The sequence below is a fragment of the Euzebyella saccharophila genome (genome assembly GCF_014855495.1).
Classification (GTDB): domain Bacteria; phylum Bacteroidota; class Bacteroidia; order Flavobacteriales; family Flavobacteriaceae; genus Euzebyella; species Euzebyella saccharophila.
Genome location: NZ_JACYFJ010000003.1, coordinates 126,815 through 153,093, shown reverse-complemented (window position 1 = coordinate 153,093; position 26,279 = coordinate 126,815). Strand labels below are relative to the sequence as shown.

Here is a 26,279-nt window from a genome sequence, read left to right as displayed (position 1 = left end):
TGTTGAATTCGTAAATACCCATGATTCATTAATATGATATTGTGTTTATCGTTCATAAACTCTTTGCAAACGGTTCGATTTGTAAAAAGTGCCTATTTGAATTACTACGATAAGATTAGTGCCATTAATTATCATAAAGTAAGAACTTCATCTGTAATATCCTATAGGATAATTTTTACTTAAACGAGGACACTGAATAGAGCATATCGAACGGCATTTTGATATTTGCGCTGTCTTTAGATAAATAGGACATATCAATTAATTAAAAATCACTTTAAATAGATTACAGAAAAATCCTATAAATTGCATATTCCAAAAACTAACCATTTAGTGTAATATATGAAAATCTGTAAGCTAGAAATAAATAATTTCAGAGGTGTAAAAAAAGGAGTTTTATATTTCAATAGTCACAACCTTTTGGTTGGGAAAAACAACATCGGAAAGTCAACAATTTGCGAAGCCCTGGACTTAGTCTTGGGTCCTGATAGATTGAGTCGAGTGAATCCTATAGACGAATATGACTTTTATAATGGCGAATATCTTGCCGAATCTGGTGAAAATCCGAAAATTTTGATTGATGCCTATTTAATTGAAATGTCGGAAGAATTAAAATCCACTTTTGGCCCGCATTTATCTTTCTGGCATAAAAAAGAAGAACGATTGTTAGCCGTTGGTGAAATAGATATGGTGGATGATTTAGAAGTCGAAGAATGCCTTCATTTAAAGTTTATTGGCAACTATGATATAGAAGAAGATGAGTTTATTGCTAAGACCTACTATGCAGTTACAATAGGCAATGTTGAAGAAGACGGCTTGATTGAAATTTACAAATCCAAAAAAAGACTCATCGGATTTCTTTATTTAAGAGCCTTGCGTACTGGTCGTCGAGCTCTGAGCTTAGAACGAGGAACCCTTCTTGATATTTTGATGAGGGTTGGGAAGTTAAGACCTAAATTTTGGGAGGACACAAGAAATAAGTTAAAAAATCTGAATCCCCCTCTTGAGGACGATATAGGGTCTTTAAGAACTGTTCTAGATGGAATAGAGGCGCGAATAGGATTATATATACCATTACCAGAAGATTCAGCGACATCGCTTCATGTTTCTCAATTGACACGGGAACATCTGAGACAAACATTATCCTTTTTCGTAAGAGCATCGAGTACTCAAACTCCCGTGCCTTTTCAAAAATTAGGAACAGGAACTCTAAGTACTTTAGTATTCTCAATGCTATCGGCCATTGCAGAGATGAAAAAAGAAAATGTAATTTTTGCAATGGAAGAACCAGAGATTGCAATACCACCTCATACACAAAGAAGAATAGTTAGTTATTTGTTGGACTCAACAAATCAGTCCTTTATAACATCGCATTCTCCATATGTCATTGAAAGGTTCCAGCCCGAAAACATTAACATTCTAAGTAAAAATGAAAGAAATGAGCTTTCTGGCAATAAAATACTAGATAACAATGGTATTAAATCAAAAACATATAGAAGTAAAATTAGGCATTCAATTGCCGAGGCTATTTTAGGTAATGCCGTGATAATAGGTGAGGGTTTGTGTGAATTGGAGGTTTTGTCAATTGCTTCTCAAATAATGGAGAAAGACGATAAATGTTATCCTTTGGATTTATCGGGTGTAACAATTTTTGATGCCGGAGGTGATGGAGAAATCATAAAGTTTGGTAATTTTTTTAAATCGATAGGCCTAAAAGTCTATGCATTCTTCGACTTTATGGAAAGAGCGCCTGAAAAAATAAAGGAGCTTAATGAAACATTTATATTTTATAAGCAAATCGATTATAAAGGCTTAGAGAAGTTATTAATTAGTGAAATACCTGAAGAAATTCAATGGGCATTTTTACAAGAGCTTGATTCATCCAATGACCTTCCCCATAATGTTAGAGTTGAGCCTGATAACAGACCGCAAACCAAAAAGGAAATACAAGACATCGTATATAATCTCTTAAAAGGCAATAAAGGTGAACGTTTTGCCGCACAGCTCATATCCATGTGTTCCAAAGATGAATTACCAAGTTCGATTACGGATTTTCTTAGTACAATATATCATCTACACCCTAAGCCTAGTGATATCGAGCCTTTCAATTTCAATCAAGAACTAGAGACTTCTGAAGAAGAATGATATGAGCTTTAAATTAGATGATAAGCGCAAATCCATCTTAAAGGAAGAAAAGGATATTTTAATAATTGGGGGTCCAGGAAGTGGAAAAACTACCATTTCACTTTTAAAGGCCTTTACCTACATAGAAAAACATTCCATTAATAGAGGCCAGCAAGTTCTTTTTTTAAGTTTTTCACGAAATGCTAAAGCTAGAATTATAGAATCCGCCGAGAAATTTGATAAATATAAAAATCTTCGTTTGCGTTTGAATGTGCAAACTTTTCATGGATTCTTCTTAGAGATTGTAAAGAGCCATGGATATTTATTAGGAGCAAAAAAAAAGATATCCATCGTTCCTCCACATGATGAGGCTGTACGAAGAATTGGAAGAAATGAAGATGATCCAGATTGGTTGGATGAACTACAAATCAACTTCATTAAAGAAGGGGAATTAATCTTTGATGATTTTGCTCCTAAGGCTCTAGAGATATTAACCAGGAGTACCAGAATTTTAGAGTTGTACGCTAAAAAATTTCCGTTAATTATTGTAGATGAAGCACAGGATACAGATGCTCTTCAATGGGGAATTATCCAATGTTTTGTTCAAAGAACTCAATTACTAATACTAGCCGACTTACAACAACAAATCTATGATTATCGGGCTGTTGTTAATACTGAAAGGTTAAATGAAATAAAAGAAAAATTGAATCCTATTGAATTTAATTTGGAAACAGATAATTATAGGAGTCCCAATAAAGAAATCCTTCTATTTGCGCAGGACATGTTTAATAAAAAAAAACTTGATGGGTCTTACAAAGGAGTTCAAAGCTTTAAATATTCGCCCAGAAACAATGATGCTTTGGTCGTATTAAGGCGCGCAATTGGCATCATTTATAGGGAATCTTTAAAGGAAACGAGCAAAAAACCTGAAAGCATCGCTATTTTGTGTACTACTAATGTGGGTGTTAAAAGTGTTTCTAGATTACTTAGGGATGTCAATATTCCACATAAGTATCAATTTGACCAAGTTGCCACAAATATCTCAAGCAGGCTAATAGCTTGCTTGCTTGAACCTGTTCTAGATGATACTCAACATCTCTTATTTTGTTTATTTATAGTCAAAGAATTTTTCAGTTCAAAAGGTAATTTAAAAGAGGTTGCCAAATTTGAGAAATGGATTGATTCAATAAAAGAAGATAAGAAGGTGGCTGGTACTTTTGTTCCTGCAATAAAAAAAGTCATAGATACGGTAAAAAATCAAAAATTTTCTGGTAGCCCCGGCAAAGATTGGCGTTTTGTACAATCTACTTTTAAAAATTGTGGAAATAAGGGACTGGCCGAAATCGCAAAACATTCTGAAAATTTGGTGGCATTTAACCGAGGAAAAAATATAATGGCTGGTTTGACCAAATCTTGGGATGCTAATGGACTATACATTGATGCACGAGGTATTTTGCAAAATGCCCTTGTAGAAACTCAAATATCGAATACGACCCCAAAACAAAGCGGAATTAGTTTGATGAACATGCACCAGTCAAAAGGGAAGGAATTTGATGCGGTAATACTATTTGAGCATCCGTATACTTGCTCATTTGAACTACGAGGGGATTCTCAAGATCTCTTTAAAATAAGAAAGCTTCTCTTTGTAGCTTGCACAAGGGCTAAAGAGCATTTAATTATTCTTACTCAATTTGGGTCCAACCCATCAGTCCTCAGATAGGTTTGAGCAAATACTCTTTTGGCTATTACTTAGGCTTGATAATAGATTTCTTCTTTTTTTAAAATGCATTAGTTGGACTTTTAAAGTAGTTATTAATTAGCTACGGTTCTGTTTGTACACTTTAGTCATTTTTAGATATGGTAAAGCTAGCTTTACCATTTTTTGCAGCACTCCTTAAAGGTTAGGATGACCTCATGAAATACCTTTTTCAACACTATGGCTAAGATTTTTGCAACTTCAATCATAACCCAAAAAATTCATTAGTGTTTCTAATATCAATATGGCATAACCAGATATTGTACTCGCTTTTAACATGTAACTTGCCTCCTCCCAATTAGACAAAAAACCCAATTCCAAAAGCACACTTGGGCATTGGGTAGTTTCCCGGAGCACCTGAAAATTGGCATATTTAACTCCTCTATTTTTAAAGCCTAGTTTTTCATGGAGTCCAATTGCGAATTGCTCGGCCAAGTATTCGGACCGTGATTCCCTTTGTTTAACATACACTTCAATCCCCTGGGCAGCTTTCCGAACAGTCTGATTGCAATGGATGGAAACAAACACGTCGGCTTTTAAGGCCTTTGCAAGTTTGGTTCTATCTCCCAAGGAAATAAATGTGTCCGAGTATCGGGTAAGATATATTTCCAATGAATCATTGAAAAGTTCCCGATTAAGCCGAACGACTTCCTTGGCAATATCAAATACCACGTCTTTTTCCTTTAGGCCATTAATGCCGATTGCTCCGGAATCAAAGCCTCCATGTCCGGGATCTATAATTATCATCGGTTTCTGATATTTTTTCTGTCTAAAGGAGGAATGTAAACCGACTGACAATATCCAAACCAATACATGTAAACAAAAGTGCTTCACTTGGTAAAAATTTTTAATGCGTGTTGCACAATTTTTATCGATTTGAGTGATTGATTTAAAATCCAAGAAATTTTAACGTTCCCGACTGTTAATTTTTAGCCGATTCTCTGCATTCCTTCCTTTTCATTTCAAATTCGTCAACAACAAAATATCAACCGCCCTCTTTGGGCACTAAAACGAATAGTGATGAAAAGAATAAACAAAGTACTCTGGTTGTTGCTGTTGGCAACGGCCCCTACTTATGCCCAAATTGGTGGTATCGAAGATTCGGTCAACGACATCTCGGATACCATACGTACCATTTTCCCCATTATTCTAGGGGTCATTTTCCTTGTGGGTTTCCTGTTCAACGCCGGACATTTCTTTGGTGAGAACGCCGACCTTAAAAAAGGGATTACCCGTGTTTTGGTATTTGTACTTATAGCCGGTGCCGTGGTCGGCATCTTTACCTACTTGATAACACTGGTCGTATAATGAAGTGTTACCCAATATACCGAAACATTCGTAAACGTGCGCTGATATTCGGGCTTCCGGTTTCCCTGTTCGCATTACAAATGGCGGCAGTTATCGGTTCGCTTCTGGTGATAATTTTCTCTTTCAGCTTACTCTTGGTGGTGGGTGGTCTAGGTGTCAATATGATGTTATATGTGGTGCTTTTGAAATTAACGCATCAACCGCAAATGCTGCATTTCCAAAGGGTTTTTCCGAGTGCCCTTTCCAATAAAAAAACAACTACCCTGTGTTATGAGGATTAATCTCAACCAAAATTATCCGATTGTGGATATTCAGGACAATCTGGTTTTTGCCAATAATGGAAATCTGGTATTGTGTTATAAAGCCGAATTGCCGGAAGTCTATTCATTATCGGAAACTGATTTTGAGGACTTGCACGGCAGTTGGTTTCAAGCCCTAAAATCGTTACCGGCCGGAACGGTTATTCATAAACAGGACATTTATCAAAAGCTGCACTATTCGGCCGAACGTTTACCGAATACGACTTTTTTGGAAAAGGCGACCCATCAACATTTTAAGGGTAGGGAATACATTTCACATCAATCGCATCTGTTCTTCGTATGGCCCAAGAACAAAGGGCTCAACAAGTCAAAATATCTGAATCCCTTTAAAGGAATTCCAAAAGCCATTCCTGGTAAAATGACCGAGGCTGTAGAAAGTTTTACGGCAGCCGTTCAAGATGCAATCGGTTTTCTCAATAACAGTTATAAACTTGATTTTACACCGCTGAAAGAAAGTGAAATCCTTTTGATGACCGACACCTATTTCAACGGGTTCAATCAAGGCTTCGATACCGACATTGTCCTTAATAAAAACCTTGCCCAAATAGGCAATCATTATTTTGATGTACTGGCCGTTAACAACGAATTATGTTTTGGTGATACGGTTAGTAGCAGCAAGACCAATGATGCATTTACTTCCGACGATTTTGTTTTCCATCAGGGGTTTATAGACGGATTAGGGCTAAATCTAAACGAAAACCATATTGTAAACCAAATTATCTACTTAGACGATAAGCATAAATGGCGAAAACTGTTGGAAAAGCGTTTAGAAGAACTGAGCAAGAGTTCCAACTTCGGTACGCAGAATAAGGTCGTACATGGAAAAATCAGTACCATTCTGGACCAAATCAACCAGGACGATAATGCCCGCATCGTTCGAGGTCATCTCAATGTGGTTTTTTGGAGCGACCGCCTGGCTGACTTAAGTAAGATTGCTTCTCGGGTCAAAACGGAGTTCAAGGAACTTGATATTATACCCTATTATCCAAAAGGGGAGGAGCGGAAGCACTATTTATTAAATAGTTATTGTTGCTTCTCATCCAACTTTTCCGATAACGATCTGTACGTCACCGATCTGAAACATACGCTATGTCTGCTGATCAACAATACCAACTATAAATCGGATGCTACGGGCATCATTTTTAACGACCGGCAACACAACATACCGGTCATTAAGGATGTATGGGACGAAAATAAGCGGCGCATCAAGGCTCGGAACTTTGCGATTTTTGCTCCTACGGGGGAGGGCAAGTCGTTTTTGGCGAACAACATCCTTCGGCAATATTTTGAAAATGGGGTCCGATTGGTCATCATTGATTTGGGAGGGAGTTATACCAAGTTTGCAAAGCTCTATCCCGATCAATACATCACCTTACGCTACGAGCAGGGAAAGAACCTGGGCATTAATCCTTTTTACATAAACAGTCTACATGACCTAAGCCCGGAGCGGTTGGAAGACCTTACCGTCTTCCTTTTGGAGCTCTTTGCTTCGGGTCTAAAGGTCGCCAAAGCACAAGAAGTAGCATTGAAGAAGATTCTTCAGCATTACTATAAACGCAATGTAAGCGAAACCCATTCATTGGAGGACTTTTACGCTTTTGTCCAGCAGAACAAAGAAACCCTATTGGATGATTTGGGTATCGATAAGGCCTATTTTAATACTACAAACTTCCTTCACATCATGTCGGAGTATGTAGGGGACGGACTCTATAGTTTTTTATTCGAGGTAAGTGAAGACCAGTCCTATAAAATCGAGGACAAACGACTGATTGTTTTTGAATTGGATGAGGTGAAGGATAACAAGGAGGTCCTTTCCGTAATGTTGAAGCTTATCAAATCTGCCATTCAGCGGACCATCTGGCGAAACCGTGCCGAAAAGGGTATTGTCCTATTCGATGAGTTCGCCAAGCAGTTGAAGTTTGAAAACGTACTGGAAAGTGTCGAATTCTATTATCAGGCCATACGAAAACAAAATGGGGCGATTGGAATTATTCTTCAGTCCATTAACCAATTACCAAGTAATTCCACTTCGGCAAGTATCCTGGAAAATACCCAGGTGATCTATAGCCTTCGAAATGAAAAGGGGTACGACGAATTGGTCAAAAGACTAAGCCTTTCCAGCCATGACCTCAATCAGCTGAAATCCATCAAGAACGACTTGAAAGGCCAGCGGAGGTACACCGAAATCTTTATGAAGATAGGGAAGGAGAGCAACATCTTTCGTTTGGAGGTGCCACCCGAGGTGTATGCGGCCTATCTCACTGACGGCTCAGAGAACGAAACCATAATGGCCATTTATGGTAAAACGAATAATATGGAAACGGCCATCATGGAATTTGTTAAACAGAAATTTCAAAAATCATATTCACACACTTAAAAAAATAACATTATGAAAATTACAATTAAAACCATCATACTATCGGTATTCTTGGTTATAGCGATTACTGGTCAAACGAAAGCACAGGGCATTCCGGTCTACGACAACACCAATTTTTTATCGCTGATCAAGCAGTTGTTTGAATCCGCCAAACAGACCAGTGAAATGATCAAAACAGTCAAGTTTCTCAAACAGGCCAAAGAGACCATTGAAAAAGTAAACAGTGCGGTGGCGCAATATGAGGCCGTCAAGGAAATCAACGAAAACAATGAAGCTTTGGTCAATATGGTCCGAAACGATTTGAGGGGTATCCTAAATTCTCCTTACATCCACCCTGACGAAATAGATGCCGTTTCCAACGCTTTCACTACCATTATTGACGGCTCACTTCGTAATCTGGAATTTATGAACCAGGTACTCTCCAATGACTTTCTAAAACTCAACGATGCGGAGCGATTGGAAATATTGGAAGCACATAGGGACGATTCCCAAAAAATGATAGCGGACATCACCTTAAAGAATAAGCGGTATAAACTCATTATTTCCTTTCGAGAGATGCAGGACAAAATCAATAATCGGGAAACCAACTATTAAAAGGCTATAGCATGTTTTTGTCCATCGGGTTGGAATATGTGGATTCTGTTTTTCAGACCATTAAGGATAGTGATTTTGCATCCTATGTAATCGGTGGAATGAAAGTGCTGGCCGTTCTGTTTTTTCTAATCAATATTCTGAAAAAGTACTATGAAGGAGGTGCGACCATCCAAGGGGCTACATGGGGATTGACCCCCACAGAATTGATCAAAAATTTTGCGGTTGTACTGGTGGTTATTTTCTCTACGGAAGTATTGGACGCCTTTGACTCCATTTTAGTGGCTATAGAAGGTCAGTATCGAGGAACGGCCCCGGTACTGCTACCCTTGGAACTACAGGATATTGAGGTGGAAGAGGATTTGGGCCTTCTAGATGCGACCACAAAAGCGATGGGCATTCTGTATGACTGGCTAACCACCCCTTTCTTGGGAATACGTATGTTTGCCCTAGCCTTAGGGCTGTTTCTCTGGGTCTTGGATCTATTTATTTATCCGCTTTTCTTGGCGGAACGCTACTTTCTATTGGGAATCATGCAGGCTTTTTTTCCATTGGTCATTAGTATGGCCGTTTTTGAAAAGTTCAGGCCAATGGGCTATCGCTTTTTTAAGCTGTACGCAGCTGTTTATATGATCGTACCCGCATTCTTTTTGGTCAATGTTTTTGTAAATGAGCTTTATCAAGAAATCACGGAAAACTTTTGGCCCAACCTGTTTGGTACCGATTTCGGCAGTGAACTCTTTGCCCCGGTCATTGAATTGGCGGGAGTGGGTTTTATTATTCTATTGAAGTTCAAGCTTTATAAGCGTGCAACCAGTTTCACTTTAAGGCTATTTGTCGAGTAATCTAAACACCATGAAAAATAAACTAACACCTTACAAAAACATCTATAGCGTATTAAAACTTAACCGGTACATTGTATTGGCAGTCGTTTTCGCCTGTTTATTGACTAGCATTTTTGCACTCGTAACGGTCTATCGTTTCAACCAACGTATGCTGAACAGCACCTTTGCCGTAAACACCGATGGTTCCATCATTCCCTTGAAATTGATTTCGCAAAAGGAAAATATGGAAGTCGAGGCGCTATCCCATCTCGATTTGTTCCACAATTATTTCTATGGAATTGATGAAAGTAACTATGAGAAAAATCTTGAAAAGGCCTTGTGGTTGGGAGATAGTACTGTCGATAATGTCTACCGGCAGAAAAAGGCGGATGGGGTTTATAACAGGTTACTGCAGTACTCCCTGGTGCAAGAGGTTATCTCGGTAAATACGGAACTTATTCTAAATGGGGAACGCATATCCTTTCAGACGGAAACCATTTTTGAGATCAATCGGGGATCCATTATCGATAGGTACCAGTTACTAACTACAGGGAATCTGCTTCAGGTAGATAGAAATTTCCCGAATAATACCCATGGTCTATTGATTACCAACTTCTTTGAAAACTCCCTTAAAAAACTCAACATTCATAAATAGCTTCAAATGAAATTAGATCGAAACAAAATGATATTCATCACCGTCGTCACTTTGGTAGTCCTATTTATTGTTAGCTATGCATTTCTCGTAATGGGAGAGGGAGACGAAGAGAAGTCAGAATTGACCCAACCTGTGGTTCCGGAATTGAAGGAGGAACAAAAAGAGTATTCCTCGAAATTGGATGCCATCAATGACTTAAAAGAAGTACGGGAGTCCAATGCACCAAGTATTTATGACGAATCACTATTGGATTCAACAGGACTTTATGATCCTATGTATCAGGAGAAAGAGCGTCAACGTATCGTGGACAGTATCTATGCCACAGGAAGGATAAATTACGAATCTGGAGAATATAATAATACAGTGAACATGAGTTCATCAAAATCAATGGCCAGTACGCCTAAAAATCAAATCGAAGAAACGGTCATTGATTTTGCAAAGACCCATCATGAGTTTTTTTCCTACGAACCCAAACCGGTTTCAATGGTTGATTTGGAAACAATAAGAGGAAGGACAGATGACTTTATCCTAGTGGAAGTCAACGGAGAACAAACGGTGAAAAGCGACGAACGATTGGAATTACGACTGGCCGTAGATGCGCTGATCAACGGGGATTCCATTCCCAGAAACTCGTTGGTTTATGGTTTTGTGCGGTTTAATGCTAACCGGGTTTTTATCACTATTACGACCATCAACAACAAACCGGTCGATATGAAAGCCTTCGATTTACTGGATGGCAATGAGGGTGTTTACATACGAAACAGCTTTACGGGCGAGGTCGCTACGGAAGTTATCGGGGATGTGGTAGAGGATATAAATATTCCCGGTGTGCCACAGGTAGGCGGTATTAAGCAAGTCTTTCGAAGAAACAACCGTAATGTGAAGGTGACCGTTTATAATCAATATCAGCTTATTTTAAAACCTTCATTATGAAAGAAATTCTTTTTCTATTTTCGACACTGATTTTAAACCAAACTAATGCACAAAAGTTAAGGACTATACCTACCAATGAACGGGAGGTGGTTGCACTTTTCTTTCCGGATGAAATTCGTCAGGCGATAGTTGGTTCACCCGAATTTACGTTTAGTTATAATAAAGAACATCCTCAGCACGTAGGCTTGTTGCAGGGCGTAAAGGGAAGCGAAAGCAACCTATTGGTAATAACGGCCACCGATGAAGTTTACTCTTACAAACTGAAGTTTTTGAATAATCTGGATACGCTGAATTATTTTATTTTTAGAAATGAACGTATTGGTTTTGAAAGCTCTTTGTTTACACCAACTATCAAAAGTCCGGTATCCGTATTAAAGGATTCTGTGAAGATGAAGACCCCCCGAAATGATTTCCCTAATCGTTTAGAATACTTTAAAAAATTCAGCGAATTTCATTTGAAGCACAATCGAAACAGTCTAAAACGCAAAGTAAAAAAGGGTGTAGTCCTACATCTGAGGGACCTAATTTACGACCGAACGGAGGTCTATGTCTTTATCGAGATTAAAAACAGATCTGGAATAGACTTTGAGATGGATTACCTGAAAGTTTTTAAGGTAAATGGTAACAAGCGGAAAAAATCATCCTACCAAAAAATTGAAATCGGGCCAATTTACGAGCATAACCTTCCAAAGCTTATAAAAGGTGGTGAGAGACAAAGCTTTGTGTTAACTGTACCCAAATTTACCTTCGGTGATCAAGAAAAACTATTGCTGGAACTCAAAGAACATAGGGGGAATCGAATACTACAATTGTTTTACTATTAAAATCTCGAGTTTTAAATTCTTCTATTACTATCATTTATGGTAACAATAATGGCTTTTGGATATAGTATTAGGTAATTTAAAAATATGTTTTGAACGGGTTAAGTTAAAAGCCCTGTCAATATCTAATAAAAATAAAGTTAATATTACAGTTACAAAGTAATCGTGAAATTGACATTACTTTTCCATTCTAGTGTTCAGAATTCGATGGGAGGAAAATTTGTATTTACGCGGGGATTATCATGAATTCTAATAATTGTTTCGGAAGTAATTTGACCTACGCGTAGCTTACCCCAAACCGTCCCCCTTATTTTAATTTTACCAGATTCTGTCAAATGTCCGATTTTCTCAATATTTCCGAAAGGTCCTTTTATCCACCAGAACTTGGCTGTATTATCGCCTGATTTATTTTTAATACTATAGTATAAATTACCACTTGCATTTATGTGGCTATAAATCGTTTTTGTTTTACCAGTTTTTATAATAAATTTTTCCATCCTAATCTTTATTTAACATGCAAAAGCAAGTCGGCTTTCGCATTAACGGTTAAAATTATCCCGTCTTTTACTGGCTGAAATTGATTTATTGAAACAAAATCCATTTTACCTTTAACTGATACACCGTCACTAATTTCTTTACCAGACATAAGTTCATTATTGAACTCACCAACGACTTTGTTCAATTCAGATTGTAAATTAAACTCAAGCTTATTTAGAATTCTTTGATACAGCAATTTATTTGCCAAGGCATCAATGAAATTATCTAACAAGAATCCCTTGGTTTTTGTATTCAATTCATATTCTTTTATGAAAATTTTCTTTTCTTTCTCATTATACTGCAGGTTACAATTAAAGTATAAATAAATTACACGATTTTTAAGTAAACTTGTTAAAACTGTAGCTTTGGCTCTAAGCAATAAATTCATAGGAGCTTTATTTCCTCCCAATAATTCCAATTCAGTTATTTCGAAATACTCTTTCTTTTCTCCTTTAGAATCATCAGCTATAATCCATTCATCCTCAATTTTTTTGCTAAGTAAATCATTAATATAGGAATATGGTACTTTCGCGATAGTACCAAAGTTTATATTTTTTTCATTGATGCTATCAACAACTTTTAACCTGGGTAGCGGTTTTTCAGAGTTCCAAACTTGAGAGTCATTATCATTTCCTGTAGTCATTTTGAAGTTTAACCCCAATCCTGTTTCCAATGCTTCTGGACCGACTCTGTATTTCATGTATTTTAAACTATCGGGTTCTATAAAAGCATGAAAGTCTTCACCGATTTTAATTGGACTTTGAATATTTTTCCAGAATATTTCTATTTTTTTCGGTAAATCAAGAGATGCAATGGCATTTTTGATTGGATCATTTATATCCTCCTTTATAACATGTTCCCCAAAAAACCTTAGAAGTCCAGTGACATTGACGCCTTCAGCTTTTGCATTACTTATTCTGGCTTTTCCAGATGTTGTCGGTATCAAATCATAATTTTCTGTTAGACTAAAACTTACTTCTGCTTCGGCATCAGCACGTATATCAGAGAGATGGCAGCTAACCCATGCACTATAAGCTGGTCCCAAAGGGCCCAAATCATTATATGTTCTCACTCCAGCACTTCCATGCCCATCCCGAATTTTCAATTCATGTATAATCTTATTATTTTTAAACGTTGTATTACCATCAATTATATTAGCTTTAATACTAAATCTTTTTGTTTTACGTCTTTGACTGGCCTCTTTTGCTTCAATTTTTTCCGGAGTGGATTGAACAATTATATCAGCAATTCTATCTTTTTCAATTTTTATCGGAATAAAAATGCTACTGGAGGGTACAATTACTAAGGAATCGTTAAAGATAGGTTCTGGATAGTCATATTCATATTTGTTCGGAACTTCTTCCTTACAAGAGGTTATTGACGACAGAAGAATTACAATGAAAAGAATATTACGCCCCATACAACATATATTAAGTTTTTTGGGGGAATGTGAATTTCTAAAGTAGTAAAAAGTATTTTTCGTACAAAATTTAAATTGATGAAAAAATCCAAACTTATTAATATTGATTAACTCACATTCTAAGCCAAATACTAAAAATTATTTATGAGCATCTATTTTGAATTCTGTTTCAGAATATCCCTTTTTGGGAAATATTAAATCAACTAAAAGTTACTCTTAACTCTGAAGAACTTTGATTAAATGATTCCTTAAAAATCGATTTTCCCAATTGTTCAAGACCAAAAAAAGCCAAATCGGGATGGTCATATAAGGCATCAAATTCTTCTTCAATTTTTCTGACAGCTTCCGTATCCGTTACTCGAATTCTAGTTTCATAGTTGTACTTGGTACCGCTCTCCGTAAAGTTCAACGAACCCAAATAGGCCGTATGTCCATCGATGATATAGATTTTACCATGGATAAACATATCATTGATTTGATAAGAATCCGGAGCAACGAAAACTTTAAATGGAAAAAGCGATGAATAGGTATACAAGTAAATTTTGATATGCTTAGTTTTTCTCCTCGCATATCTGGAGCACAAAAAAAGAAGGAGAGCAATGCCTAGTCCGTAGATATACGCTGAATCGTACGAAAATATGCTTAATACAACTAGAAATAGAGTTAAGACAATACTGCCAACAATCAATACTTTTTGGGTGAACAGCCATCGATTTCTGATTCTGTTAGCACTCTCATCTAAATGCCGGTTCTGAACCACCAACGGTTGAATACTCCTTTCCTGGCGATAGCTTCTAATGTCAAATTTATCGGAGGTTATCAAGGTGACCTTTATGCCTTTTTTATGTAACCAAACCAATTCATCTACCATTTTAGGGGATAGGTAGGGCGAGGAAATTTTCACGGAACGCTGGGCATTTCCGATTTCCTTTAGCAACTTGGTACCGGCTCCGGTACCCATATAAATATCACATTTTGCCTGATTGAACCACACGATTTAGGGATTGGGATAACCATTAAATATACGAAGTTTCAGCATCAAAATGAAGCAAATTTCCTCTTGATTGGATGTCTTTAGGTCCAATTCCCATCAGGAGAATAGCCTACGAACCTCAAGATGTATTCGTTGAAAATTCGCCCTAATCTCGGGATGGTTTTGAGCATAGATGGGCTTTGGGAGTTCTCGTTTTATCTCAGGCCTTTCAAATTTGACCCGCTTGTCCTTACCATCGGCAAAAGCTATAAATTCCCCGCGTTTCAATCTGAAGAAAACATCTGCGCGAATTTTGCTGACATCCTTTTCACCTTTGGTAATCCGTGCATCGAAATTCCAATTGCTGCTCTTGCTGATACTACGTGTTGGCTGTTTGATGATTTCAAAGAAACGCTCATAGTACTTTGCTGTGTCGGGGTCGTTAGCCTTCCCGAAGAACTGATAGGTGAGATTGCTCAAAATAGCTTTACTGGCCTTGTCGCCGTACATCAAATCATTTTGAATTTTATCCTGGAGTACATAAACGGTTGCAATATCATAGCTCCGTAAGGTAGCCGGGATCCGTTGCATGTTCAACAATCGAAAAGTGGATGCTTCCTCTGCAAGGAAGAAGGAAGATAGCCTATTGCGAACGCTCATTTGTTTGGTAATAGTGTGAATAATAGTGGCGATAACAGGGGAGTAGGCCGTATCGAACTTTGGATTGTTTACAACGGAGATTACCGAGGGGTGTTTCGGATTATTAATATCCAAAGGAATTTCATCAGCCGAAAGGGTCATAAAGATACGTGGAGTACTGATTTTTTTGAGGGCATTCGCAAGGGTACTCATGACCCCGGCCGTTTGCCGTTCGGAATCGATACCGGAAATAAAGGCATCCGCCATGGCTTTTGAAGTAAAGTCAGAACTAAGAAAGGAAACTAGCTGCTCGGTATCCAAATATTGGTAGGTCGCGATCAGATGGGGCAAGGTGCAATAATCGGGATGTGACGTTTTAAGCTTCCATATCAATCCGCCTAAAAGTCCTTCCACCGCATCATTGAAGAACTTGGAAGATCCTGAGGCGACCGATTCTTTTTGTTCCAATAGGTTCTCCAAGAGTACGCGGGATATTTCATTTACACTTTCCTCATCTTCCATATAACGTGGGGCGATGGGATTGACCCGTTTAAAGATATCATCAAAGGAAACGATGTATAAAGGAACTTTTGAATCTTGGAATAGGGGATGGGCCATTTCAGTAATCTCAAAATGTTTATAATCGTGAATGACCCCACAGAATGAATGATTGTTGAAGTGTTTGAGAAAATTGAAGACAACGGATTCCGTCTTGCCACTGCCTGCTGATCCAATTATCGAAACACCCCTACGGATGTTTTTCATATTCAGCACCCCGTTTCTAAGTTGAAATCTGGCCTGGTATTTTTTAGGCATGTTAGTCATTTCGCTTTCAATTAAGGCCGCATGACAAACCAAACTGATGACGAACAAGGGTAGAATCCATTGGAAACAAAAGAATAAGCAGTATCGGAAACTGTTTCCAAAACAACCCAGAATACCCAAGTACAAAAAAAGCATGGCAAGACTGATAAAGGCATGACGGTAATAGCGATGAACAAGGAGAATCAATCCGGAAGCGGAAACATAATATAGAAGAATAGTCGAAAGCATTTGCATATGTTGTTAGATTCCAATGGAACTGGATGACCGGGCCAAGTCCATAGCCTTCTTGAACTGTTTGATGGTCTTAAGCGCCATTTGGACTTTATTCGTAGGAATGTTCACCTGGGGAACCCGTACCCCGGCTTTGCCCAAAATTTTAAATGCTGCGCTGCGCTCGTTCGTGGGAAGCCCGAGTAGGTGAGCGAAATAGTGATGGGGATCTTTGAGATAGGATTTTCTGGCCTCGTAGGTTTCCACAAAATTACGTTTGTAATTGAATAGTGTATCAAAGGTCTTTTCAGCCCTTTTGTAAAAAAGGTCACGGTTAAAACCGCGCTTGACCATCTTACCATTCAACTTGCTTACCGACCCCATGTATTTGCTTCCCGGGGATAGGCTATACCGGTTGCTGGCATCCTTTCGACTTACGATAATATGAACGTGGGTTTGGAAACCAGGCTTTTTCATGCCCTGTTCAATGGGCTTTCCTTCCAGTTTATGGGGAATTTCAGATTTCAGTTCTGCTATTTTTTTATGCATGGCCACTACATTGCCCGTCAGTTCCCCTCGCTCCACTTTCCGAATGTCATTTTCAAGTCTAACGATTTGTACACGGTAGGGCTGATTTTCCCGGATTTCGCGGTCAAAACCTTTAAACGTTCGCTCGTATTCAATTTTTGCGAAGTATTTAATGTCGTCTACGGTAACAGGTTGGTCCCTGTGAAAGGAAGCCGCATAGTCTTTCATGACTTCCCGAACATATTTTTTAAGTAGTTCAGGGTCATTATTTATGGCCTTGAGTTCACTTTGACTCGGATTGATGGTCAGGGAATAAAATTTGGGTTCGACCTTCTTAAGCTTGGCGGTATTCCCATCGATTTCTTTGATGACCTGTTCTGGTGGAATTTCGTCTGTCGTCTGATTAAAAAAAGGTTCTTGCATTTCAGGTAAGACACCCTCATTTTCCTTTTCCAAATAATCCACGAAATCGGAAGAACTCTGTGAGAAATTATTGTTCAAATGTTGTTTTGTAATGCTTATGTACATGGCTCAGATTGTTTTAAGTGATTCTTTTAATTGAGTATATTCTTCCAAGGTCATATTCAAATACAATTTTGATTTGACGAAACTTGATTTAGTTATTTCTACCTTCTCTAAGGTTTCCATAAACTGATGCTGCAGCTGTTCGAGATTTTGCTTCATTACGGTATTCTCTTTCTGCAGTTCAATGGTTTCAAAAGCCGACTTAAAGAAAACATCATCCTTAACGGGCGCATCTCCTTTGTTGGAAGATGGAGATTTTTGCTGCTTGTTCTGTTGAGGTGCATGCACGAATAGCAGTTGCATCATGGTCTTGGTTGGCGTTATTCCTCTCTTGTCCATTTCCTTCATGATTGCTGCCATGGCGTTGAATCTTTTTTTAATCAGTGTCTCCAAGGTTCTGGCAGTGGGTCCAAAGCGTTCCAAGGGTGAAATTTCATTGTAATGGAAAAAATCAAGCATGGCTTGTAGTGTTTCGGTATGGGTTTTAAAGAACTTTCTGGAAAACTCCTGAAACTTTTTAGCCGTTGCCTTTTTGAACCTGATGTTACTGAATGTTTTAACGCACATAACTTTTTTAAATCCAGTTTGCCGCAAATTTTCCCCTGTTTATTGGGGTTTCAGGGCGATTTGCCGCAAAAAGTAAGATCTCAAATCCTTGTAATTCACCACGAGATCATTTTAAAATATTGATTTACAGTATATTGTAATTATTTGAAATCTTGTAACGCCGCGCCAGCGCGTTACCCTCTTGCTCTTCCTTTTTACTCCGCAGGAGAAAAATCCAGCCTTCATCCTAAATTAGAATGTCATTTTTTTAGCGGATTTCATATCCAAAATTTTAAGAGTTTGTGATGATGACTTTTAAGGAATTTTCAGGTTCGGGATATAAATGATGGGAATACTAAAATGAAAAAGGCAACCGAAAAGGCTACCTTGTATCAATCCATCTAGTTTTGATTTAGATGGTAAACTTGAATTTGTGTTTATAGAGGTTTTTAATGGCTTCTTCTTCCAATAGCGAATCATAGTCCAAGTAGTTTTCATCGGCATACTTTTTCAAGTCCTTGCCAAATTTGTGCTCTACCTCGTGCTTGGATTGTTGCATGAGCTTTTCTTGCGTTTCAAGGTCTAGATTATTGAAATTTAGACGAAAAGGAATATCAATATGTATATCCATGACTTTCTAATTTTTCATTAACCCATTATCTCGAAAACTAAAATAGTTGCCATCAGGAAGTATGATCAAATGGTCCAAAACCCGAATATCAAAAAGTTCGGCAGCCTTTTCTATTTTCTTGGTCAATGCTATATCGGCACCACTGGCTTTGTTCGTTCCCGATGGATGATTGTGCGCCAAAATAATGGATGTGGAGAGGGTTTTGAGTACAACCGCAAAGAGTATTCTCAAATCTACCAATGTGCCAGTCAATCCACCCGTGGATGCCTGAAAGGTGCCTTTGACCTTATTGGCATTGTTCAGCAATAACACTTTAAAGGTTTCATGTAGTCCGATGGTGTTTTTATCCCATGTTTGGTATAATAATTCGGCGACCCTATCGGAGGAGTTCGCAGGTTCTGAATTGAGTACCCCTAATTTTTCGCAATAGCTTATTTGAATTTCATTAACTTCGTTTCTCATTGTTTTATTATTAAGATTAGACGATGAAAAAGAGGGCGTAACTTTCCACGGTGTCGCCCTCTTTGTTTTTACCTTTTAGTTATCGGACTTGCTACCCAATAAAAGAATTTCGTCAGCAACTACTTCCGTAACCCTTCTTTCGTTGCCTTCATTGGGTTCTGTATAGGTTCTGCTTTTGAGTTTACCTACTACCGCCACTTGCTTGCCCTTGTGAGCATATTTTTCTATGATTTCAGCGGTCTTGCCCCAAGCTACGACCGTATGCCAGTCCGTTAGCTGTTGCTTTTCTCCTTTTTTGTCCTTGTAGGTTTCATTGGTGGCCAATGAAAACCGAGCTACTTTTTTACCACCATCGAGGTCGGTTACTTTAGGGTCATCCCCGATGTTCCCTAACAGATGTACATAATTTTTGATACTACTCATAATTGAAAAATTTAGAATTAATTAAAATGACTGTCCGAACCTTTCGAACAGCTTTTGAAATCGATTTACTTATTACACCTAGAGCGTTTTCCTTTTTGTTGTTTTTTAACTTTTGTTCCGCTTCATTTTTGAGGATTTGATATGATTTCATGGTTTCCGGTTTTGATTTACTTCCCACAGAGCCGTCGCTGTTACCTTTTTTGTTACTTAATGTTTTACAATATTCAGGCTCGGTAAGACGTATAAATAAGTGGGGCAGGGGCCCCCTGGTTTATGCCGTCGTGCAAGAATGAATGTTGTTTTTTCGCCGTCAAAAAAGGGAAATAGTGCCGGTTCTGGCAGTTGGCAAAACCTAAACTTGTGAAGTTTCAAACTCCTCTTGATGCGGAAGAAAACGCTACATATCAATTGCAGTTCAAACGAACTCTAGACTAAATTTTAGGATAGGAGTGGCGTGTTCCTGCCAAGTGGCAGGAGAAACGGAATGGATACCCTAAAATTTGGGCTTGTGTTCAAGATAAATGAGTACGAAGCTTATTCCCCGGAATGGAGGGTAACGGAATGAAGTGGGAATGTGCTGATTGTAAATTTATTTCGATATCATCCTTTTGGATATGGCAATTCCCTATCCCTATGAGACTAGGCTAATTAGGTGGTATGAAACTTATTAATCATGGACAGGGATTCTAACGTCAGTATTTCGAATAATTTTTGATAATAGATTGGTGCACAGCTAATTTTCGGACTAAATATAACTGGACTATTTATTGCTAAATAGATTATTCAATAATGGAGGTCTAAAATTTTGTATTTCTGTGATCTTTTGAAAATGTAGCTGCTTTATATTTTTTGGTTCATCAAACCATCGCTTATTCATGATAAGTTGGGTTTCCTTATTGAGAACGAAGTTATGGACAAGTAGACTAGGCCATAGCAAATCAATTTCCGAATTAACTATATCTATGTTTCTTTTTAGAACCGATGTTATTCCGTATCCATTGTAAAAGATTCTATCTGTAGATTTAAGGCAAGACAAAATATCTGGAGCGTCATCGTCGGATATTAATATTTGACCAGAAGACCCAATATCATTTAAACCTGAATGTACAGCAACCAAACCTCCTAATACTTCTTTTTTTTCTTTTTGTTGTAAATATGATATCAAAGTATCAATTACCTGATACAACCTACCTCGGGGCGAAGGATAAATATTGCTTTCTCCATAAATTAAACGTGATTTTTCGAAAACTAAAATTACCCCTCCAATCGCGTCTATGACACCTCGCCAAAGCAATGCGTACTCCAATATCGAATCTTCTAAATCTATAAAAGAAGTTATGTCGATGGTTTCCCAAAATTTCAGAGTTAGTCTTGTTGCCATTGCATCGGCCTCCCATTCTAGTAGTATTCTATCAAAAGCTAAAGATTCTGAATGTTCATTGGCGCTTTCTATGGTCTTTAATTCTTTAATTTTCAAATTTTCACCCATCTTCGATTTTGCTTTAAGATAATCAAGATGACCAAGCTGAATGTGTGCTAACTCGTGAAAAAACACCCAACTCAGAGCTATATTTGAAAAAAGAAAGGCAAAATTCACCCTATTTTCATCTCCGTATGGAAAACCTTGAAAATGAAACGGCCAAAGGCGTTCGGCTTTGTCAGTCCTTTTTAGAAAAAGTTGTCTGCGATAATCAAAATATCTTAAGTGGGGAGAAACATGTGCGTGCTCATTTCTAATAAAGAAATCAAATGGAAAATCAGGATTAATTGCATAAGCCTTTTTTGAACCTAGAAAATATAAAGGATTGGTGAAGGAAGTCAAGAAAAAGTCATCCAGACACGATATTGTACCTCTGGACATTGTGATTATATACTTATCTTTTATTTTCTGACAACCAGCATCAAATAGACTGTCGTTATCAACTTCAAAGTTTACATCTTTATTCTTATCTCCATACTCTGTTCTGTTGAACCAATCTGTTAGAATATGGAAAAGACCTTTGGTATCTGCAATACCTAATTCATCCAATTTCTATGAATAGCTCCAATGTCTTTGACCTACGCTAAACCATGATCGATCCTCCTCATGGGGTGTCATAAGCTTTAGTTCTGAATAAATGGATTTGAGAAAAAAAATCCGCTCAAACCTGATTTTATGTGGATATTTAATCTTGTGCCAATTAGATGTATTTATAAAGTTTTTAAAAAAATCATTCTCGGGATTAGTTTTCATAGACATATTTTATCTAGACGTTCTCTCATCACCAGAACTGTAAATTGCATTACAGGGATTGGACTATCAAAGTAAACACTAATCACGTCGAATAGGATTGTTGCTATATCAACTTTGCTATAATTCTCCTTTTTCCTTAAATATTTAATGACCCTTTTATCCATACAAATCGATGCTTTCATTGTCTCAAATAACCTCTCGTAATACGCCTTTGTCTTTTTTAAGATGTGATCATAATTCTTCCATTTGATATTCAATTCATTGCTCATTAATTCTCGTCCAATATCTCCAAGAATTTCGTTATTCGATTTTTCTGAAATCTGATTGAATAACCTCTCATTAAAAACTAATTCCATGGGCATTTCGCATTCTAGTTCCTATATGAATATAAATTTAATAATTGAGGTCTTCTAAATTCGTTTAATTTGAAAAATATTAGTTTGTTTGACCTTTTCAGTATTTGTAAAGTAGCTTAAAGTTTAATTGTTATGCTTTTTAAAGATTATCCTAAACAAATCTATATAAGTATTAGTTTACAGTATTTCATGTTTATGAAGGCCTTAGCTTAAAATGATTGTTATTTTCGAAAAAGAGAAGAATTGGTTTTATTACTTCTTCCTCAATATCAAGTATTGTGGGAATTATCCTGTAAGATTTTTCTTTTTAATAGGTTATTCAAAAAAGCTTTTATATTTTGGTATTTTATATTATATACCCTTCATAGTATCTGTGTGATTCAAACCTATAATTGTGTTTTAATGGTAATGTAAATTGATTTTACCAAAATCAAGGAATGGACCAAAAAGAAAAAAAACAACTAAGCGAAAGCGACATCTGTGATTTGTTCATTACTCCTGCTATAAAACATGCAGGTTGGGAGCAACATAAACAGGTTCGGAGAGAGGTTACTTTAACACCTGGCCCTGTAATAGTGAGAGGACAAATGTCAGCTAGGAATAAAAAGAAAAAGAAATTCGCTGATTATATTCTTTCTTGGAAACCGGGAACTAGAATTGCTGTCATAGAAGCAAAAGACAATAACCACACCGTGAGTCATGGAATGCAGCAAGCTCTCGGATATGCTCAAATTTTAGGACTGCCAAGTGCTTTTAGCTCTAACGGAGATGCCTTTGCATCACATAACAAAGTGCCGAAAGAAGGCGAGGATATTGAAATAGAATTTCCTTTACAAGAATTTCCTGGCCCCGTTGAGTTATGGGAGAGGTATAAGGAATATCATGAAATTGAAGACTCTCACGAGGATTTAATACTACAATCTTATTATTTAGATGGTTCAGGTAAAGAACCGCGTTACTATCAACTTGAAGCAATCAATAGAACCATTGAAGCCGTCGCAAAGGGACAGAGACGTATCCTTTTGGTTATGGCTACAGGTACAGGTAAAACCTATACCACATTTCAAATTATTTGGAAATTATGGAAGTCAAAAAAGGCCAAGAGAATTCTTTTTTTGGTGGATAGAAACATTCTAGCCGATCAGACCTTGGTCAACGACTTTAAACCTTTTGGTCCTGCAATGACCAAGATTAAGAATAGAAAGATTGACCCTGCTTATGAAATACATTTAGGTCTTTATCAAGCCTTGACCGGCCCGGATGAAGAGGACAAGATTTTTAAAAACGTTTCACCTGATTTCTTTGATTTGGTCATTATTGATGAATGTCATAGAGGAAGTGCCGCCGAAGATTCTTCATGGCGTGAAATTTTGGATTACTTTAAAAATGCCATTCATTTAGGTCTTACAGCCACACCTAAGGAAACGAAATACGTTTCAAGTATCACCTACTTCAATGATCCTGTATATACCTACAGTTTGAAACAAGGTATTGAAGATGGGTTTCTAGCACCTTACAAAGTCATCAAAATTGATATTGATAGGGATATTGATGGCTGGCGACCTACTAAGGGAATGGTTGATGATTTAGGAAGTGAAATTCTGGATAGGGAATACAATCAAATTGACATGGACCGTATTTTGGTTCTTAATCAGCGTACAAAACTTGTTGCTAATCGGGTCATGCAGCTACTAAAAGCTACTGATCCATTTGCAAAGACCATCATTTTTTGTGAAGATATTGACCATGCGGAGCGTATGCGCCAAGCGATTGTGAATGCTGCTGGTAAATTAGCGATTGAAAATCCAAGGTATGTTATGCGCATAACTGGTGACAGTGTCGAAGGTAAAGCTGAACTCGACAACTTTATTGACCCGGAAAGTAAATTTCCAGTAATTGCGACTACCTCAGAGCTAATGACTACCGGGGTCGATGCCAAGACCTGCAAGTTGATTGTTTTGGACAAGACCATAAAGTCAATGACAATTTTTAAGCAGATAATTGGTCGTGGTAGCCGAATCGATGAGGACTTTAACAAGTATTTTTTCACTATCATGGATTTTAAAAAGGCGACAGAACTTTTTAAAGACCCAGAGTTTGATGGTGAACCTGTTGTCATTTATAAACCAGATGATGGTGACCCACCTACTCCTCCAGACCCACCAGAAACAGATGATGATTTTCCAAATGGCGATAATGATGACGCAGGAACCGGAACACGTAAAATCTATATAAGTGGCGTATCGGCGAAAATCAAAAATGAATTAATCGAATATTTGGGCGCTGATGGCGCAATGGTGACCGAATCCTATAAAGATTTTACCAAAAAGAAAGTAACCGAAGAATATGCTTCCCTAGATGATTTTTTAATCAAGTGGTCGAATGCTGACAAAAAGAAAATCATCATAGACCTGCTAGAAGAGCATGGAGTTATACTTGAGAATTTAGCGGAGTTGGTGGGCATGGAATATGGAGATTTTGACCTTATTTGCCATGTAGCCTATGGCCAACCACCTTTGACCCGAAAAGAACGAGCGAATAATGTAAAAAAGCGTAATTATTTTACGAAATATGGCGAACAGGCCAGAGCAGTTTTATTGAAGCTACTCGAATTGTATGCTGATAAGGGGGTGAAAGGTATAGAAAACACCAAAGTTTTAAAATTGAGCCAGTTTAGTAAAATAGGAACGCCCGTAGAGATTATCAATGGCGTTTTTGGCGGGAAGGAAGGCTATGACACAGCTATAAAAGAATTGGAAAATGAACTTTTTAATGACAAGACTATTGCATGAGCAACGTATCAGGAGTAATTAAGTCCATACAGGACATTATGCGCAAGGACGTTGGGGTTGATGGCGATGCGCAACGAATTAGCCAGCTGGTCTGGCTCTTTTTCTTGAAAATTATTGACGATAGAGAGGTGGAGATAGAGTTGATTGAAGAAGACTATGTTTCACCGTTACCAGAAAACATTAGATGGCGAAGCTGGGCCAAGAATAAAGAGGGTATCACGGGCGATGAGCTTTTGGATTTTGTGAACAATGTGCTTTTTCCGACTTTAAAGGAAAGACTCAATATTGAGGGTGAAGATGGCAAAAGGGCTTTAGTAATTAAAAATGTTTTTGAAGACACCTATAACTACATGAAATCTGGCACTTTGTTGCGCCAAGTGGTCAATAAAATATGTGAGATAGATTTTAATGCAAGTAAAGACCGGGACACTTTTGGCAGTATCTATGAACAAATACTTAAAGATCTTCAAAGTGCTGGTAATGCTGGTGAATTTTATACGCCTCGGGCAGTTACCGAATTTATAGTGAATAGGATTGATCCCAAACTTCATGAAACCGTGCTAGACCCTGCCTGTGGGACCGGTGGTTTTTTGACCAACGTCATTGACCACAAAAAAGAGAACTATGTAAAAGGGCCAAGTGACCAACAACTTCTGCAAAAGACCATCTTCGGAGTTGAAAAGAAAGCGCTGCCCCACATGCTCTGTACCACCAACATGATATTGCACGGTATTGATGTGCCCATTAATATAAAACATGACAATACGTTGAGTAGACCTCTGCGCGACTATAAACCGAAAGATAGGGTCAATGTTATTGTAACCAACCCTCCTTTTGGGGGTATGGAAGAAGATGGTATTGAAAACAATTTTCCATCCAGCTTTAGAACCCGTGAGACAGCCGATTTGTTTTTGACATTAATCATCCACTTACTAAAAAGCGAGGGTCGAGCGGCAGTAGTTTTACCAGATGGATTTCTTTTTGGCGATGGTATCAAAAACCGAATCAAAGAAAAGTTGTTGACCGAATGCAATCTACATACCATTGTACGATTGCCCAAAGGTGTCTTTAACCCCTATACCAGTATCAACACCAATATTCTCTTTTTTACCAAAGGAAAACCTACTGAAAACATTTGGTATTACGAACATCCCTATCCTGAAGGGATTAAAAACTACAACAAGACCAAACCCATGCGATTTGAAGAATTTCAAGCGGAGATGGATTGGTGGGGCAAAGAAGAAGATGGTTTTAAATCTCGAAAAACCACTGAACAAGCTTGGAAAGTATCCATACAGGAGGTTATTGACAATAATTACAACTTTGACATTGACAACCCGCACATTGGGGAAGTTATTGATTATGACCCAGAAGAATTGCTGCAACAGTTTCAAAAAGAGCAAGAAACGATTACTTCATTACGCGAAAAACTAAAAGCGATTTTGGCGCAATCTTTAAAAAACTAAACGGATT

The 26,279-nt window shown here is 37.7% G+C and carries 23 protein-coding genes; 12 read left to right on the top strand and 11 right to left on the bottom strand.

From position 1 onward, the window contains the following. Window positions 1-339 precede the first annotated feature (339 nt). Both IL355_RS11265 and IL355_RS11260 read left to right on the top strand, forming a co-directional pair. On the top strand, window positions 340-2,142 hold the full coding sequence (locus IL355_RS11265) for an ATP-dependent nuclease (protein ID WP_192462230.1): 1,803 nt from the start codon (window positions 340-342) through the stop codon (window positions 2,140-2,142). A 1-nt stretch (window position 2,143) separates the two neighbouring features. Continuing rightward, window positions 2,144-3,841 carry a UvrD-helicase domain-containing protein gene (locus IL355_RS11260; RefSeq protein WP_192462229.1) on the top strand — a complete coding sequence of 566 codons (1,698 nt, stop codon included), beginning with the start codon at window positions 2,144-2,146 and terminating at the stop codon, window positions 3,839-3,841. A 237-nt stretch (window positions 3,842-4,078) separates the two neighbouring features. Here the strand turns inward: IL355_RS11260 and IL355_RS11255 are convergent, their stop codons facing one another. Further along, window positions 4,079-4,624 carry an N-acetylmuramoyl-L-alanine amidase family protein gene (locus IL355_RS11255; protein ID WP_192462228.1) on the bottom strand — a complete coding sequence of 182 codons (546 nt, stop codon included), beginning with the start codon at window positions 4,622-4,624 and terminating at the stop codon, window positions 4,079-4,081. A 273-nt stretch (window positions 4,625-4,897) separates the two neighbouring features. Between IL355_RS11255 and IL355_RS11250 the strand changes: the two genes are divergently transcribed. From IL355_RS11250 to IL355_RS11215, 8 genes are read left to right on the top strand one after another with little or no spacing between them, the layout of a single operon-like run. Further along, a complete protein-coding gene (locus IL355_RS11250; protein ID WP_100871509.1) occupies window positions 4,898-5,185 on the top strand; it encodes a hypothetical protein in 288 nt (95 codons plus the stop codon). Next, complete coding sequence (locus tag IL355_RS11245) at window positions 5,185-5,466, top strand: hypothetical protein (protein WP_192462227.1); 282 nt, start codon at window positions 5,185-5,187, stop codon at window positions 5,464-5,466. Before IL355_RS11250 ends, IL355_RS11245 begins: the two co-directional genes overlap by 1 nt. After that, window positions 5,456-7,882: a TraG family conjugative transposon ATPase gene (locus IL355_RS11240; RefSeq protein WP_192462226.1), complete on the top strand. Its 2,427-nt coding sequence runs from the start codon at window positions 5,456-5,458 to the stop codon at window positions 7,880-7,882. The genes IL355_RS11245 and IL355_RS11240 overlap by 11 nt, the downstream gene beginning before the upstream one ends. A gap of 12 nt (window positions 7,883-7,894) precedes the next feature. Next, window positions 7,895-8,476: a conjugal transfer protein gene (locus IL355_RS11235; RefSeq protein ID WP_192462225.1), complete on the top strand. Its 582-nt coding sequence runs from the start codon at window positions 7,895-7,897 to the stop codon at window positions 8,474-8,476. An 11-nt stretch (window positions 8,477-8,487) separates the two neighbouring features. Further along, a complete protein-coding gene (locus IL355_RS11230; RefSeq protein WP_192462224.1) occupies window positions 8,488-9,318 on the top strand; it encodes a hypothetical protein in 831 nt (276 codons plus the stop codon). 10 nt (window positions 9,319-9,328) lie between these two features. Beyond that, entirely contained in the window at window positions 9,329-9,952 is a 624-nt protein-coding gene (locus IL355_RS11225; protein WP_192462223.1) for a conjugal transfer protein TraK, read from the top strand. A 6-nt stretch (window positions 9,953-9,958) separates the two neighbouring features. Beyond that, window positions 9,959-10,885: a conjugative transposon protein TraM gene (gene traM, locus IL355_RS11220; protein WP_192462222.1), complete on the top strand. Its 927-nt coding sequence runs from the start codon at window positions 9,959-9,961 to the stop codon at window positions 10,883-10,885. After that, window positions 10,882-11,709, top strand: a complete 828-nt coding sequence (locus IL355_RS11215) for a DUF4138 domain-containing protein (RefSeq protein WP_192462221.1) — start codon at window positions 10,882-10,884, stop codon at window positions 11,707-11,709. The genes traM and IL355_RS11215 overlap by 4 nt, the downstream gene beginning before the upstream one ends. A gap of 194 nt (window positions 11,710-11,903) precedes the next feature. Here the strand turns inward: IL355_RS11215 and IL355_RS11210 are convergent, their stop codons facing one another. From IL355_RS11210 to IL355_RS11165, 10 genes are all read right to left on the bottom strand, one after another. Then, entirely contained in the window at window positions 11,904-12,203 is a 300-nt protein-coding gene (locus tag IL355_RS11210; protein ID WP_192462220.1) for a hypothetical protein, read from the bottom strand. A gap of 8 nt (window positions 12,204-12,211) precedes the next feature. Further along, a complete protein-coding gene (locus IL355_RS11205; RefSeq protein WP_192462219.1) occupies window positions 12,212-13,663 on the bottom strand; it encodes a DUF4403 family protein in 1,452 nt (483 codons plus the stop codon). Between the two features lie 199 nt (window positions 13,664-13,862). Then, complete coding sequence (locus IL355_RS11200) at window positions 13,863-14,624, bottom strand: phospholipase D family protein (protein ID WP_192462218.1); 762 nt, start codon at window positions 14,622-14,624, stop codon at window positions 13,863-13,865. A 129-nt stretch (window positions 14,625-14,753) separates the two neighbouring features. Continuing rightward, the gene (locus IL355_RS11195; protein ID WP_192462217.1) at window positions 14,754-16,334 is read right to left on the bottom strand and encodes a type IV secretory system conjugative DNA transfer family protein; all 1,581 of its coding nucleotides are present in this window, start codon (window positions 16,332-16,334) and stop codon (window positions 14,754-14,756) included. Window positions 16,335-16,340: 6 nt separating this feature from the next. Continuing rightward, window positions 16,341-17,366 (bottom strand): MobB family relaxase, encoded by a 1,026-nt coding sequence (gene mobB / locus IL355_RS11190; RefSeq protein ID WP_192462216.1) that lies wholly within the window; start codon window positions 17,364-17,366, stop codon window positions 16,341-16,343. Window positions 17,367-17,369: 3 nt separating this feature from the next. Then, window positions 17,370-17,930: a BfmA/BtgA family mobilization protein gene (locus IL355_RS11185; RefSeq protein WP_192462215.1), complete on the bottom strand. Its 561-nt coding sequence runs from the start codon at window positions 17,928-17,930 to the stop codon at window positions 17,370-17,372. 391 nt (window positions 17,931-18,321) lie between these two features. Beyond that, window positions 18,322-18,540, bottom strand: coding sequence for a hypothetical protein (locus IL355_RS11180; protein ID WP_192462214.1), 219 nt, complete (start codon window positions 18,538-18,540; stop codon window positions 18,322-18,324). A gap of 6 nt (window positions 18,541-18,546) precedes the next feature. Further along, a complete protein-coding gene (locus IL355_RS11175; RefSeq protein ID WP_192462213.1) occupies window positions 18,547-19,002 on the bottom strand; it encodes a JAB domain-containing protein in 456 nt (151 codons plus the stop codon). Window positions 19,003-19,077: 75 nt separating this feature from the next. Next, on the bottom strand, window positions 19,078-19,425 hold the full coding sequence (locus IL355_RS11170; RefSeq protein WP_192462212.1) for a single-stranded DNA-binding protein: 348 nt from the start codon (window positions 19,423-19,425) through the stop codon (window positions 19,078-19,080). 760 nt (window positions 19,426-20,185) lie between these two features. Continuing rightward, entirely contained in the window at window positions 20,186-21,454 is a 1,269-nt protein-coding gene (locus IL355_RS11165) for a hypothetical protein (RefSeq protein WP_192462211.1), read from the bottom strand. A gap of 997 nt (window positions 21,455-22,451) precedes the next feature. On the opposite strand from IL355_RS11165, the gene hsdR reads away from it, so the two are divergent. Both hsdR and IL355_RS11155 read left to right on the top strand, forming a co-directional pair. Next, window positions 22,452-24,806 carry an EcoAI/FtnUII family type I restriction enzme subunit R gene (gene hsdR, locus IL355_RS11160; RefSeq protein WP_192462210.1) on the top strand — a complete coding sequence of 785 codons (2,355 nt, stop codon included), beginning with the start codon at window positions 22,452-22,454 and terminating at the stop codon, window positions 24,804-24,806. After that, a complete protein-coding gene (locus IL355_RS11155) occupies window positions 24,803-26,272 on the top strand; it encodes a type I restriction-modification system subunit M (RefSeq protein ID WP_192462209.1) in 1,470 nt (489 codons plus the stop codon). The genes hsdR and IL355_RS11155 overlap by 4 nt, the downstream gene beginning before the upstream one ends. The last annotated feature ends 7 nt before the right edge of the window (window positions 26,273-26,279 follow it).

Excerpts from the sequence above, each read along its gene's own strand:
- IL355_RS11155 (WP_192462209.1), top strand. The coding sequence starts at position 24,803 with ATGAGCAACGTATCAGGAGTAATTAAGTCCATACAGGACATTATGCGC.
- IL355_RS11200 (WP_192462218.1), bottom strand. The coding sequence starts at position 14,624 with ATGGGTACCGGAGCCGGTACCAAGTTGCTAAAGGAAATCGGAAATGCC.
- mobB (WP_192462216.1), bottom strand. The coding sequence starts at position 17,366 with ATGTACATAAGCATTACAAAACAACATTTGAACAATAATTTCTCACAG.
- IL355_RS11250 (WP_100871509.1), top strand. The coding sequence starts at position 4,898 with ATGAAAAGAATAAACAAAGTACTCTGGTTGTTGCTGTTGGCAACGGCC.
- IL355_RS11240 (WP_192462226.1), top strand. The coding sequence starts at position 5,456 with ATGAGGATTAATCTCAACCAAAATTATCCGATTGTGGATATTCAGGAC.
- IL355_RS11265 (WP_192462230.1), top strand. The coding sequence starts at position 340 with ATGAAAATCTGTAAGCTAGAAATAAATAATTTCAGAGGTGTAAAAAAA.
- IL355_RS11195 (WP_192462217.1), bottom strand. The coding sequence starts at position 16,334 with ATGCAAATGCTTTCGACTATTCTTCTATATTATGTTTCCGCTTCCGGA.
- IL355_RS11180 (WP_192462214.1), bottom strand. The coding sequence starts at position 18,540 with ATGGATATACATATTGATATTCCTTTTCGTCTAAATTTCAATAATCTA.
- IL355_RS11210 (WP_192462220.1), bottom strand. The coding sequence starts at position 12,203 with ATGGAAAAATTTATTATAAAAACTGGTAAAACAAAAACGATTTATAGC.
- IL355_RS11230 (WP_192462224.1), top strand. The coding sequence starts at position 8,488 with ATGTTTTTGTCCATCGGGTTGGAATATGTGGATTCTGTTTTTCAGACC.
- IL355_RS11170 (WP_192462212.1), bottom strand. The coding sequence starts at position 19,425 with ATGAGTAGTATCAAAAATTATGTACATCTGTTAGGGAACATCGGGGAT.
- IL355_RS11235 (WP_192462225.1), top strand. The coding sequence starts at position 7,895 with ATGAAAATTACAATTAAAACCATCATACTATCGGTATTCTTGGTTATA.
- hsdR (WP_192462210.1), top strand. The coding sequence starts at position 22,452 with ATGGACCAAAAAGAAAAAAAACAACTAAGCGAAAGCGACATCTGTGAT.
- IL355_RS11185 (WP_192462215.1), bottom strand. The coding sequence starts at position 17,930 with ATGTGCGTTAAAACATTCAGTAACATCAGGTTCAAAAAGGCAACGGCT.
- IL355_RS11215 (WP_192462221.1), top strand. The coding sequence starts at position 10,882 with ATGAAAGAAATTCTTTTTCTATTTTCGACACTGATTTTAAACCAAACT.
- IL355_RS11205 (WP_192462219.1), bottom strand. The coding sequence starts at position 13,663 with ATGGGGCGTAATATTCTTTTCATTGTAATTCTTCTGTCGTCAATAACC.
- IL355_RS11255 (WP_192462228.1), bottom strand. The coding sequence starts at position 4,624 with ATGATAATTATAGATCCCGGACATGGAGGCTTTGATTCCGGAGCAATC.
- IL355_RS11260 (WP_192462229.1), top strand. The coding sequence starts at position 2,144 with ATGAGCTTTAAATTAGATGATAAGCGCAAATCCATCTTAAAGGAAGAA.
- traM (WP_192462222.1), top strand. The coding sequence starts at position 9,959 with ATGAAATTAGATCGAAACAAAATGATATTCATCACCGTCGTCACTTTG.
- IL355_RS11225 (WP_192462223.1), top strand. The coding sequence starts at position 9,329 with ATGAAAAATAAACTAACACCTTACAAAAACATCTATAGCGTATTAAAA.
- IL355_RS11175 (WP_192462213.1), bottom strand. The coding sequence starts at position 19,002 with ATGAGAAACGAAGTTAATGAAATTCAAATAAGCTATTGCGAAAAATTA.
- IL355_RS11245 (WP_192462227.1), top strand. The coding sequence starts at position 5,185 with ATGAAGTGTTACCCAATATACCGAAACATTCGTAAACGTGCGCTGATA.